This is a genomic window from Zhouia spongiae, assembly GCF_022760175.1.
In the GTDB taxonomy this organism is placed as follows: domain Bacteria; phylum Bacteroidota; class Bacteroidia; order Flavobacteriales; family Flavobacteriaceae; genus Zhouia; species Zhouia spongiae.
Genome location: NZ_CP094326.1, coordinates 3940368 through 3952505, shown reverse-complemented (window position 1 = coordinate 3952505; position 12138 = coordinate 3940368). Strand labels below are relative to the sequence as shown.

Annotated in this window: 11 protein-coding genes; 9 read left to right on the top strand and 2 right to left on the bottom strand. The window is 39.1% G+C overall.

All coding sequences use genetic code 11. The annotated features are described in order from the left end of the window. Positions 1 to 35: 35 nt before the first annotated feature. Positions 36 to 854 (bottom strand): bifunctional hydroxymethylpyrimidine kinase/phosphomethylpyrimidine kinase, encoded by an 819-nt coding sequence (gene thiD, locus MQE36_RS16530; RefSeq protein WP_242937077.1) that lies wholly within the window; start codon positions 852 to 854, stop codon positions 36 to 38. Positions 855 to 1172: 318 nt separating this feature from the next. Here thiD and lon point away from each other — a divergent pair, with 318 nt between their 5' ends. From lon to MQE36_RS16485, 9 genes are all read left to right on the top strand, one after another. Then, complete coding sequence (gene lon, locus MQE36_RS16525) at positions 1173 to 3623, top strand: endopeptidase La (protein WP_242937076.1); 2451 nt, start codon at positions 1173 to 1175, stop codon at positions 3621 to 3623. Positions 3624 to 3780: 157 nt separating this feature from the next. Next, the gene (gene cmk, locus MQE36_RS16520) at positions 3781 to 4473 is read left to right on the top strand and encodes a (d)CMP kinase (protein WP_242937075.1); all 693 of its coding nucleotides are present in this window, start codon (positions 3781 to 3783) and stop codon (positions 4471 to 4473) included. 195 nt (positions 4474 to 4668) lie between these two features. Beyond that, positions 4669 to 6444: a 30S ribosomal protein S1 gene (rpsA, locus tag MQE36_RS16515; protein WP_242937074.1), complete on the top strand. Its 1776-nt coding sequence runs from the start codon at positions 4669 to 4671 to the stop codon at positions 6442 to 6444. A gap of 363 nt (positions 6445 to 6807) precedes the next feature. Next, a complete protein-coding gene (gene pyrR, locus MQE36_RS16510; protein WP_242937073.1) occupies positions 6808 to 7347 on the top strand; it encodes a bifunctional pyr operon transcriptional regulator/uracil phosphoribosyltransferase PyrR in 540 nt (179 codons plus the stop codon). Between the two features lie 17 nt (positions 7348 to 7364). Continuing rightward, the gene (locus MQE36_RS16505; protein ID WP_242937072.1) at positions 7365 to 8294 is read left to right on the top strand and encodes an aspartate carbamoyltransferase catalytic subunit; all 930 of its coding nucleotides are present in this window, start codon (positions 7365 to 7367) and stop codon (positions 8292 to 8294) included. 4 nt (positions 8295 to 8298) lie between these two features. Further along, entirely contained in the window at positions 8299 to 8631 is a 333-nt protein-coding gene (locus MQE36_RS16500) for a ribonuclease Z (RefSeq protein WP_242937071.1), read from the top strand. Positions 8632 to 8721: 90 nt separating this feature from the next. Continuing rightward, positions 8722 to 9627 carry a ribonuclease Z gene (locus MQE36_RS16495; RefSeq protein WP_242937070.1) on the top strand — a complete coding sequence of 302 codons (906 nt, stop codon included), beginning with the start codon at positions 8722 to 8724 and terminating at the stop codon, positions 9625 to 9627. 153 nt (positions 9628 to 9780) lie between these two features. Beyond that, positions 9781 to 10428, top strand: coding sequence for a pyridoxamine 5'-phosphate oxidase (pdxH, locus tag MQE36_RS16490; protein WP_242937069.1), 648 nt, complete (start codon positions 9781 to 9783; stop codon positions 10426 to 10428). A gap of 123 nt (positions 10429 to 10551) precedes the next feature. After that, positions 10552 to 11040, top strand: coding sequence for a CAP domain-containing protein (locus tag MQE36_RS16485; protein WP_242937068.1), 489 nt, complete (start codon positions 10552 to 10554; stop codon positions 11038 to 11040). A gap of 285 nt (positions 11041 to 11325) precedes the next feature. Here MQE36_RS16485 and MQE36_RS16480 read toward each other — a convergent pair whose 3' ends face one another. Continuing rightward, positions 11326 to 11907 (bottom strand): MiaE family protein, encoded by a 582-nt coding sequence (locus tag MQE36_RS16480; protein WP_242937067.1) that lies wholly within the window; start codon positions 11905 to 11907, stop codon positions 11326 to 11328. Positions 11908 to 12138: the final 231 nt, after the last annotated feature.

The window sequence follows — 12138 nt, the reverse complement described above, 5'->3', positions numbered from 1 at the left end:
GATTTTTACGGGAGAGGATCGCTAACCTACTGATTTTAGAAATCTTGTTTCCAAAAATGATGAAGTGGGCCATTTCCTGAACCTGCATTGAGGTGACGGGCATGGACAATGGCTTGTTGAATATATTCTTTAGCCAAACCTACAGCTTCAGGTAAAGGATGGCCGGAAGCAAGGTATGAAGCAATCGAAGAAGAAAGCGTACATCCTGTACCATGCAGGTTTTTTGTTTTAATTCTCTCCGATTTAAAAGAGTAGAGTGTCTCCGTGCCGATATCAAATAAGGTGTCTGTTGTTGTATTTCCGGCTAAATGACCGCCTTTAAGCAATACAGATGTACCCAGTGTCATAGCGAGTTTTTGTGTGTAGTGACCGAGTTTTTCTTTATGAATCGTTTCTTTGAGCAGTATGTTGGCTTCATCGAGATTAGGTGTGATTAAAGTTGCTTTTGGTGCTAATGAACTTTTAAGCGCTACTAATGCCGCCGGGTCTATGAGGGGTTTCCCGGATGAGGAAACCATGACCGGATCCAGAACAATATTGCCAAGACTGAACTGGTCTATGGCTTTAACTATGTTTTCTACAATGGCTGTATCGGGCAACATTCCTATTTTAACGGCGTTAATTCTGGTATCATCAGCCAGGGCTTTTAATTGTTTCCAGACGATCGAAACAGGGAGTCGGTGAATGTGTGAAACCCCCCTGGTGTTTTGAGCTGTGAGTGCCGTGATAACAGAAACAGCATAGCACCCGCATGCACTTATGGTTTTTATGTCTGCTTGTATTCCGGCACCGGCACAGGGATCGCTACCTGCTATAGTAAGTACGTTTGGTATGCTTTTTTGAATGTTGACCATCGCTGTTTTCCTAAAATCAAAAGTAATGCTTTTCGATCAATTTTTTTATAAGGTCAGGACGTATAAGTTATTTTAAAAATGATCCCTCAGATTTTACCGGATAATTGGATGTCGGTGCAGGTGACAAAAGGAGAAGCACTTATTGTTCATTTTTCTTTGATGATTAAAAAATGGCATGGCTATTGTCTTATACCGGATAAGTGTACGCAGATAGACAACTTGTTAAGTGTCTTGCATTTAGTTGTTTATGGGTGTTCCTGTGTTATTGAGAAAAGAAAAAAACAGTATTCTGCGTGACAGAATGACTTAAAAAGAATTATGAGCAAAACAAAAATTTTAAATATTGACAGTTTGTCATTGCAAAACTTTGATGAAGACGCAGAGTTGATCCCGTTAATGACGCCGGAGGATGAAGAAGAGATTAATAATGAATCGTTGCCGGAATCTCTCCCTATTTTGCCATTGCGGAATACGGTTTTATTTCCGGGGGTGGTGATCCCGATTACGGCGGGAAGGGATAAATCAATAAAACTTATTAAAGAAGCCTCCAATGGCGGTAAAATTATCGGGGTTGTCTCTCAAAAAGATGAAACCGTAGAAGACCCTACAGCTACCGATATTAATAAAGTAGGTACTGTAGCGAGGATTCTCAGGGTGTTGCAAATGCCGGATGGAAACACAACTGTGATCATTCAGGGTAAAAAGCGTTTTGAAATAGACAGTATCATTGCCGAAGAACCGTATTTTAAAGCGACAATAAAAGAAGTGCCGGAGGCAAGACCGGATAAAGAAAACGAGGAATTTGACGCCATCATAGCTTCTATAAAAGAATTGGCTCTCCAGATTATTAAAGAGAGTCCTAATATCCCGTCAGAAGCTTCTTTTGCTATAAAGAATATAGAGAGCTCTTCGTTTCTGATTAATTTTATTTCTTCCAATCTGAATCTCGACCTTAAGGAGAAACAGGCTTTGCTGGAGAATAATGACCTTAAGGAACGCGCGCTGGCTACATTGAGGTTTATGAATGTTGAGTTTCAGCGTTTGACACTTCAAAAAGATATCCAATCGAAGGTAAAACTTGATCTTGACCAGCAGCAACGTGAATATTTCTTACATCAGCAGATGAAGACCATCCAGGAAGAGTTGGGAGGGAATTCGTCGGAGACCGAAATTGAAGACATGCGTCAGCGTGCCAAGAAGAAAAAATGGAGTAAGAAGGTTAAAGAGCATTTCGAGAAAGAGTTGGGGAAAATTCAGCGTATGAATCCTCAGGTGGCCGAATATTCAATTCAGCGTAATTATCTCGATCTGTTTTTGGAATTGCCGTGGAATGAGTTTTCAAAAGACAGCTTTGATTTAAAAAGAGCACAGAAAATTCTCGATAGGGACCATTACGGGCTCGAAGATGTAAAAAGACGTATTATCGAGTACCTGGCAGTGCTTAAGCTGCGTAATGATATGAAATCTCCTATTCTGTGCCTTTACGGACCTCCGGGAGTCGGCAAAACCTCATTGGGAAAATCAATAGCCGAAGCTATCGGTAGAGAATACGTTCGTATGTCATTGGGGGGATTAAGGGATGAAGCAGAGATCCGCGGACACAGGAAAACATATATAGGGGCTATGCCCGGTAGAATCATACAGTCGGTTAAAAAAGCAGGAAAATCAAATCCGGTCTTTATTTTAGATGAAATCGATAAGTTATCGGTGAGCCATAGTGGGGACCCTTCTTCGGCGATGCTGGAAGTGTTGGATCCGGAACAGAATAATGAGTTTTACGATAACTTCCTGGAAGTAGGGTACGACTTGTCTAAAGTAATGTTTATCGCTACCGCAAATAACTTGTCTACAATCCAGCCTGCTTTGCGCGACCGGATGGAGATCATTAACGTTACCGGTTATACCATAGAAGAAAAAGTTGAAATAGCAAAACGCCATTTACTGCCAAAGCAATTGGAAGAGCATGGTTTAAAGAAAAAAGACCTGTTGATTGGGAAAAGAGAACTCGAAAAGATTGTCGAGGGCTATACCCGTGAATCAGGAGTACGTAGTCTCGAAAAACAAATTGCCAAGATGGTACGTCATGCAGCCAAGTCGATAGCGATGGAAGAAGAATACAATGTAAAGGTAACTGTCGATGATGTAGAAGATGTATTGGGACCACCACGAATGGAGCGTGATAAATACGAAAATAACGACGTTGCCGGAGTGGTAACAGGCTTGGCATGGACAAGTGTCGGAGGAGATATATTGTTTATTGAGGCGATTTTATCGAAGGGTAAAGGGAGTTTGAATATTACCGGTAACCTCGGGCAGGTGATGAAAGAGTCTGCTACCATAGCTATGGAATATATCAAATCGAATGCCGAAGATCTTGGTATTAACCCTGAGGTGTTCGATAAATACAATGTACACATGCATGTGCCGGAAGGAGCAACCCCGAAGGACGGGCCGAGTGCAGGTATTACCATGCTAACTTCTTTAGTATCGCTTTTTACGCAGAGAAAGGTTAAAAAGAGTATCGCCATGACAGGTGAAATTACCCTGAGAGGAAAGGTGTTGCCGGTGGGAGGTATAAAAGAAAAAATCCTTGCGGCCAAAAGAGCCAGGATAAAAGAAATCATCTTATGTGAAGATAACAGAAAGGACATAGAAGAGATAAAACAAGAATATCTCAAGGGTTTAACATTCCATTATGTACGTGAAATGAGGGAGGTGATCGATATTGCTGTCACCAAACAAAAAGTTAAAAACGCTAAGAATTTATAAAGAGTTGCTTAAATTAAGGCTGGAAATTCTTCCGGCCTTAATTTTTTTAAACACACAATAACTATATGAAATGAGCCATAACAATCAAGTTGATACCAACCGAAATGCTTAATGGCGAATTACATCTGACCAATTAAAAACAAATAAAAATAAACAGATGAAAAAAATTACCATTGCGATCGACGGATATTCATCAACGGGAAAAAGTACCATTGCCAAGCAATTGGCTAAAGCCCTGGGATATGTATATGTCGATTCAGGTGCCATGTACCGTGCCGTAACGTTATATGCATTGGAAAATGGATTTATAGGAGAAGAAACAAATAAGATCCAGGCCCTGATAAAAATGTTGCCGTATATCAAGCTGAAGTTTGAATTCAACCAGGCTCTGGGTTATGCCGAAATGTACCTCGACGGGAAGAATGTAGAGAAAGAAATCAGGAGCCTTCGTATTTCTGAGTATGTCAGTACAGTTGCGGCAGTATCTGAAGTAAGGCAAAAACTGGTCGATATCCAAAAGAATATGGGTAAGGATAAAGGGGTTGTCATGGACGGTCGCGATATCGGAACTGTGGTATTTCCGGATGCTGAGCTAAAACTTTTTATGACGGCATCGCCGGAAACCAGAGCTCACAGACGGTATAAAGAATTGCTCGACAGAGGTGAAGATGTAGACTTTAAAGATGTGCTGAAGAATGTACAGAACCGCGACTATATTGACTCCCATCGTGTAAATTCACCATTGACCAAAGCTGAGGGAGCTATTGAATTTGACAATACCGATATGGGGCTACAAGATCAGTTTGAGCGTATCAGGGGTATGGCATTGCGAGTGATTGAAAAACAATGATTTAAATTCGGGGAAGATTTCCGAAGTAATTCTTCTAATTGTTTGTGAATCAAATATTATTGTTTTAATTTTGCACTCCTTTTTAGCATGTAGACAGAGGGAAAGGGGGAAGAAAAAAATAAACAATAATAGCTTCTGCGTTTAAGATGCATAACCTCTTCATTAAATGTAGAATACAAATTTAATACTCAGCAAATGGCTGATACAAACACAAATCCAGAAGTACAGGAACAACAAAATCCTGAACAATTTTTACAGAGCTTTAACTGGGAAAAATACGAAGAAGGTATTGAGAAAGTTGAAGACAACAAACTTAAGGAGTTTGAAGATTTAGTAGAGAAAAACTTCGTTGAAACTGCTGATGACGATGTAGTAGAAGGTACTGTAGTACACTTAACGGACAGAGAAGCGATTATCGATATCAATGCAAAGTCTGAAGGTGTTATCTCTCTAAATGAGTTCCGTTACAATCCTGATTTAAAAGTAGGTGATAAAGTAGAGGTATTGATCGATGTTCGAGAAGATAAGTCAGGTCAGCTGGTACTTTCTCACAGAAAAGCTCGTGTGATCAAAGCATGGGATAGAGTAAACGAAGCTCACGATAAAGGAGAAATCGTTAATGGTTTTGTTAAGTGCAGAACTAAAGGTGGTATGATCGTTGACGTATTCGGAATCGAGGCATTCTTACCAGGTTCTCAGATCGATGTTAAACCTATCCGTGATTACGATCAATATGTAAACAAGACAATGGAATTCAAAGTGGTTAAGATCAACCACGAATTCAAAAACGTTGTTGTTTCTCATAAAGCACTTATCGAAGCTGATATTGAAGAACAGAAGAAAGAGATTATCGGTCAGCTGGAAAAAGGTCAGGTATTAGAAGGTGTTGTTAAGAACATTACCTCTTACGGTGTATTTATCGACCTTGGTGGCGTAGACGGATTAATCCACATTACAGACTTGTCTTGGTCTCGTATCAACCACCCTAACGAAGTTGTAGAACTAGACCAGAAATTAAACGTTGTTATCTTAGACTTTGATGATAACAAGTCTAGAATCCAATTAGGTCTTAAGCAATTACAGAAACATCCTTGGGAAGCTTTAGATGCCGACTTAAATGTAGGTGATAAAGTAAAAGGTAAAGTAGTTGTTATAGCTGATTATGGTGCGTTCGTAGAGGTTGCCGAAGGTGTTGAAGGTTTAATTCACGTATCTGAAATGTCTTGGAGTACACACTTGCGTTCTGCTCAGGACTTCGTTAAAGTAGGTGATGAGGTAGAAGCTGTTATCTTAACGTTAGACCGTGATGAGCGTAAGATGTCACTTGGTATGAAGCAGTTGACTCCGGATCCGTGGACTGATATTACTTCTAAGTATCCTGTAGGATCCAAGCATAAAGGTATCGTAAGAAACTTTACTAACTTCGGAGTATTTGTAGAGTTAGAAGAAGGTATCGACGGATTAATCTATATCTCAGACCTTTCTTGGACTAAGAAGATCAAGCACCCATCTGAGTTTGTAAACATCGGAGACGAATTAGAGGTAGAAGTTCTTGAATTAGATGTAGAAGGACGTAAACTTTCTCTTGGGCATAAGCAAACTACTGAAAATCCTTGGGACAAATACGAACAGGAATTTGCAGTAGGTACTGTACACAATGCAGCTATCGATGAGATCGTTGACAAAGGTGCAACTATCAAGTTTAATGAGGATATCGTAGCATTTGTGCCTTCACGTCACTTAGAGAAAGAAGATGGTAAGAAATTGAAGAAAGGTGATGTCGCTGATTTCAAAATTATTGAGTTCAACAAAGAGTTCAAGAAAGTTGTTGCCAGTCACACTGCTATCTTCAAAGAAGAAGAAGAGAAAAATGTAAAAGCTGCTGCAGCTTCTAGTACAGCTAGTGAGAAAACAACACTGGGTGATTTAGATGCGTTACAGGAGTTAAAAGATAAAATGGAAGGAAAATAATCCTGACTTTATCGGAATAACATTTAAAAGCCCTCGATTTTCGAGGGCTTTTACTTTTAATGGGTTTTTTGTAAAGACTGCCTTTACGGAAGTATTGTTTTTAATTATAAGTTGGTTGGCACCTTGATAGGGTTTCGGGTTGAACCGCCCTCGTGTTAAAGCAATTCATAAGAAAATTGAAAACTACAATATGGGATTTAGGCGAAATGCAGTAGTGGATTTGTTAAATAGACACTCGTAAAGGTTGTTCTGGCTGACAATCACCTTCTTATCTGTAACGATAAAATCATCATTCTACAAGTTACTTTTATTTCGCAATAAATCCGTATTTTTACAGGCCAAACACGATTGCAATTCGAAATTATGAGTCAAAAAGTTCTGCTTTCTTCCAAAGAGATTCACATTATACTGCATCGTTTGGCTTGTCAGCTGATAGAGAATCACTTAGATTTTAAAAATACGGTTCTGATTGGGATCCAACCAAGAGGAGTTCACCTGGCTGAACGTCTGAGTAAGATTCTTGCAGAAGATTATAATGTCAACGATGTAAATTTAGGATATCTCGATATTACATTTTTCCGGGACGATTTTCGAAGAGGGGAAAAACCTCTGGAGGCCAATAAAACCAATATTAATTTTCTGGTAGAAAATAAAAAGGTGGTGTTTATTGATGATGTACTCTATACAGGCAGGAGTATTAGAGCTGCTCTTACTGCAATTCAGTCTTTCGGACGCCCTGCAGAAATAGAGCTTTTAACGCTTATCGACAGACGGTTTAGCCGGCACTTGCCCATTCAGCCCGATTACCGGGGAAGGCAGGTGGATGCCATTAATCAGGAGAAGGTCAAGGTTTTATGGAAAGAGAACGACGGGGAAGATGTGGTATATTTAATTAATAATTAGAAAACAATTATTTAGCAATGAGTGAATTAAGTGTGAATCACTTACTGGGCATAAAATATCTTAAAGAAGAAGATATTCAATTGATATTCGAAACTGCCGATCACTTTAAAGAAGTGATCAATCGTCCGATAAAAAAAGTACCTTCTTTACGCGATATAACCATCGCCAATATGTTTTTTGAGAACAGTACAAGAACAAAGCTTTCTTTTGAACTGGCTGAAAAAAGACTCTCTGCCGATGTGGTAAACTTTTCGGCTTCGCAATCATCTGTAGCCAAAGGAGAAACATTGATCGATACTGTTAATAACATATTATCGATGAAAGTTGACATGGTAGTGATGCGTCATCCGAATCCCGGAGCCGGCGTGTTTCTGTCTAAGCATGTAGACGCCAGCATTATTAATGCAGGTGACGGTACCCATGAGCATCCTACGCAGGCATTACTGGATTCGTATTCTATCAGAGAGAGGTTAGGGGATGTAGCAGGGAAGAATGTAGTGATAGTGGGGGATATCCTGCACTCAAGGGTTGCATTGTCCAATATTTTTGCATTAAAGTTACAGGGAGCGAACGTAAAAGTATGTGGTCCGAAAACCTTGATGCCAAAATATATCACATCTTTGGGAGTAGAGGTTGAGACTGATTTAAGGGCTGCGTTGGAATGGTGTGATGTAGCCAATATGTTGCGCGTACAGAACGAACGGATGGATATCAGCTATTTCCCGTCAACGAGAGAGTATACCCAATTGTTTGGTGTTAATAAAAAAATATTGGATTCACTGGATAAGGAAATTATTATAATGCACCCGGGACCGATAAACAGAGGGGTGGAGATCACGAGCGATGTGGCCGATTCGAAACAGGCCATAATTCTCAACCAGGTTGAGAATGGAGTAGCCATCAGAATGGCAGTTATTTATTTATTAGCGTCTAAAATTAAACAGTAGTACTATGATTTTTGATAAACAAGGAAACACAACTGTAGCCACCCAGGAGGCTGTATCATTAGCTACTTTTTTAAGCAGGTTGAATGAATCGCAGGCTAAATGGAAGAACGACAATTTAATCATAAACTTATTGTCCATCACTAAAATTGAAGCCGGTGACCTATTGGAGTTATTGCCGCTGCATAACAAGCATACTGAAGGAAAAAAATCCTTCGTGATCGTATCAAATGCTGTTAACTTTAACGATGTTCATAACGATCTGATAGTGGTACCAACATTAAAAGAAGCTTTTGATATTATCGAAATGGACGAAATCGAAAGAGATCTTGACCTGTAAAATATCTGGATTTGATTCTTTTTTTGACAATGAAAAAAAGAATAGAAGTTAAATTATAAGGCATAATTATAATAAATAACAAATAGAACATTGAAACTCTCAATACTAGGTTGTTACAGTGCTACCCCAAGGGCTTTAACGAACCCTACTTCTCAGGTGCTGGATATAAGAGGGCACCTTTTTCTGATCGATTGTGGTGAAGGAACACAAGTACAGCTTAGAAAACAGAAAATAAAGTTTGCACGGATTAAACATATCTTTATTTCGCATTTACATGGAGATCATTTTTTTGGATTACCGGGACTTATCTCAACATTTATGCTGTTGGGAAGGGAGGCTGAATTACATGTATACGGACCAAAAGGAATAAAAAAGGCCGTGACAGCAATGCTTACCGTCGGTAATACCTGGACCAATTTTCCGTTAATATTTCATGAACTGACATCTCAGGAGTCGGAAGTTGTTTTTGAAGATGATAAAGTTGTGGTACGAACGGTTCCTTTAGTGCATAGGGTATATACGAACGGATTCTTCTTTAAAGAAAGGCCTCTGGAGAGAAAACTCGATATTGAGGCTGTTGAAGCGTATGATATAGATGTGGCATATTACAGGAAGATAAAGCAGGGGCAGGACGTTGAAAACAAACATGGTGTTATTGTTTCGAACGACCAGATTACATTATCTCCGCCTCCTTCAAAGAGCTACGCTTTTTGTAGTGATACTGCTTATACCGAAAAAATCCTTTCGATAATTAAAGATGTAACAGTATTGTACCATGAAAGTACGTTTACCGAGGCGCACAAACACCTGACAGCTCCAACCGGACATTCTACTGCTGCTGAGGCAGCAATGATAGCTAAAAAAGCAAATGCCCGGATGCTTATTTTAGGACATTATTCAACGCGGTATAAAGGTTTGGAAGTATTTAAGGAAGAAGCTGAAACAGTTTTTTCAAACGTTCATCTTGCCGAAGATGGTAAAGAGTTTCAGTTGTAAGTTACTTGCGAAAAGGCTGTTTTTCAGCGAGTTCCTGAAAAGCGGGGAGCAGGTAGTTTGCCGGAAGAAGGAAAATTAGCTACTTAACCGCGAAGTTATATACCAATACCTGTTACTTCTTTTTATTTTTGTACAGATTTTAAAAGATACCTCATGCAAAACGATTTAGGAGATTACCGTAAAAATTACCAAAAAGGAGAGCTTATCGAAAGCAATGTGCCGGACAACCCTATACAGTTATTCCAAACCTGGTTTTATGAAGTTGAACGTTTTGGAGGTGTAGAAGAAGCTAACGCAATGACGGTATCTACTATCGGTTTGGACGGCTTTCCTAAAAGCAGGGTTGTGTTACTGAAAAAATATACCTACGAAGGATTTATATTTTATACCAATTACAATAGTGAAAAAGGAAAAGCGATAGCGGCAAATCCTAATTTGTGCTTGTCTTTTTTTTGGCCTAACCTCGAACGCCAGGTAATTATAAAAGGAGTGGCTGAAAAACTGGCTCCTAACATGTCTGACGGATATTTTGAATCAAGGCCTGATGGAAGTAAGCTTGGCGCCATAGTATCTGAGCAAAGTTCTGTAATAGAAAGCAGAGATATCCTTGAAAAGAAGCTAAAAGAACTCGAAACAACAATGAAGGGAAAAGAAATTCTCAGACCCGATTATTGGGGAGGGTATCTGGTAAGACCGCGATCGATAGAATTTTGGCAAGGTCGTCCGAACCGTTTGCACGACAGGATCAGGTATACCTTACAAGATGATTATTGTTGGAAAATCAACAGGCTGGCTCCTTAGTTGTTTTAAAGATATCGAATGGAGATTGAATTTTAATGAATATTGCATTTCATCGAAAAAATATGCATTTAGTCGTTAAGTATTGATTTTTTTGGTAAGTTAGTTCTACCAAACTTACCGAACATGAAATCTATTTTACTGTTAGCATCTTTAGTAATGATGCCCGTATTCCTGACTTCCTGCTCTAAAGAAGAGCTCCTTTCAGAAGAGAACGTAGCCATTGATATTAAGATAGAAGACCTGAGTCTTCAGGAAATGGTTGTTGAATTGATAAACGATCATCGTGAAGATAGCAATCTGAAGGTCCTGGATTACTTGAAGGCTGTAAAAGATGTAGCCGCTTCCCATACCGATTATATGATCGAAAAAGGAGAGGTAAGCCATGAGTATTTCTTTACCCGTGAAAAAGAGTTAAAAGAAAAAGTAAATGCTATTTTGGTAGGGGAAAATGTTGCCTATGGTTATAGTACTGCGAAAGGTGTAGTCGATGCCTGGCTGGCCAGTACCAAGCATAGGGATAATATCGACGGAGATTTTACCCACATAGGTGTTTCAGCCAAAAAGAATGCCGAGGGAAGGGTGTACTATACCCTGATGTTGGTAAAAAAGTAATACTCTCTTAATTTGTTCAATTATAATGTAGCCAAAGTGCTGATACTGTGATCATTCATATTCTTTAAGTGTTTAGTTAGTTAAGTTTCTGATAAGAAAAGTTAGCCCCTTATCTTTATCAGTCCGTATGAAGCCTGCGTTAAGCAGGCTTTTGCGGGTTATTGACCGGAAAAGAAAATGCTGTATTTCTAACTGAATTAATTTCAAAAAACTTCGTTCAAGTCCGTTGCTTTCATCACACTAGCCTTTGTAGAATTTATGTATAAACATTCTGATAAGAATGTTTTATCCGTGCATTGTGGCATCTTTACCCAATTCCAGCATGATCTTAGCTTCGAACTCCAGTAAACCTTGCCACTTCCGGTCTACTTCTTCACGATCTCCATACTTTCTGGCAAAACCCAAGAACATGGTGTAATGGTTGGCTTCACTGGTCATTAGGTTCCTGTAAAAGGAGGCAAGTTCTTTATCGTTGATCTCTTCCGATAATAACCTGAAGCGTTCACAACTTCTGGCTTCAATAAGGGCTGCGTAAAGTAAACGGTGAACCAGTTGCGTAGTTCTGCTTCCGCCTTTGGGGAAGAATTTCATCAGCCTGTTTACATATTCATCTTTGCGTTCTCTTCCTAAAACCCATCCACGGGCGATTATTTTATCATGAACCATTTTAAAGTGACTGATTTCTTCCTTTACCAGGGCTGTCATTTCCTGAACGAGTTCTGTATATTCAGGAAAATGAACAATTAAAGAGATTGCTGTGCTTGTTGCTTTTTGTTCACAGTAAGCATGATCGGTAAGGATTTCTTCAATATTCTTTTCTACTATATTAACCCATCTGGGATCGGTAGGTAGTTTTAAACCAAGCATAATCGTATATATTGCATTAAAATAATCTCATTTATAAGGGTCGGTATGTCGATTAAAAGATTTCTTTGTCGATAATTTCGCCCTATTAAGAGCTCCTGAGTGTATCTTAGACCCGATATACCGCAAAAATAATATTTTCTATAATAATATTTATCCGGTATTCGAGTTAGAATCTCCCCTGTCTTGATTGATTGATAGCAACATACATTTTGAAGTACACAATTGTTCATG

Bases quoted from the DNA above. Each gene is read 5' to 3' on its own strand.
- thiD (WP_242937077.1), bottom strand. From the start codon at position 854: ATGGTCAACATTCAAAAAAGCATACCAAACGTACTTACTATAGCAGGT.
- MQE36_RS16480 (WP_242937067.1), bottom strand. From the start codon at position 11,907: ATGCTTGGTTTAAAACTACCTACCGATCCCAGATGGGTTAATATAGTA.
- pyrR (WP_242937073.1), top strand. From the start codon at position 6,808: ATGAGTCAAAAAGTTCTGCTTTCTTCCAAAGAGATTCACATTATACTG.
- rpsA (WP_242937074.1), top strand. From the start codon at position 4,669: ATGGCTGATACAAACACAAATCCAGAAGTACAGGAACAACAAAATCCT.
- MQE36_RS16485 (WP_242937068.1), top strand. From the start codon at position 10,552: ATGAAATCTATTTTACTGTTAGCATCTTTAGTAATGATGCCCGTATTC.
- cmk (WP_242937075.1), top strand. From the start codon at position 3,781: ATGAAAAAAATTACCATTGCGATCGACGGATATTCATCAACGGGAAAA.
- MQE36_RS16500 (WP_242937071.1), top strand. From the start codon at position 8,299: ATGATTTTTGATAAACAAGGAAACACAACTGTAGCCACCCAGGAGGCT.
- lon (WP_242937076.1), top strand. From the start codon at position 1,173: ATGAGCAAAACAAAAATTTTAAATATTGACAGTTTGTCATTGCAAAAC.
- pdxH (WP_242937069.1), top strand. From the start codon at position 9,781: ATGCAAAACGATTTAGGAGATTACCGTAAAAATTACCAAAAAGGAGAG.
- MQE36_RS16505 (WP_242937072.1), top strand. From the start codon at position 7,365: ATGAGTGAATTAAGTGTGAATCACTTACTGGGCATAAAATATCTTAAA.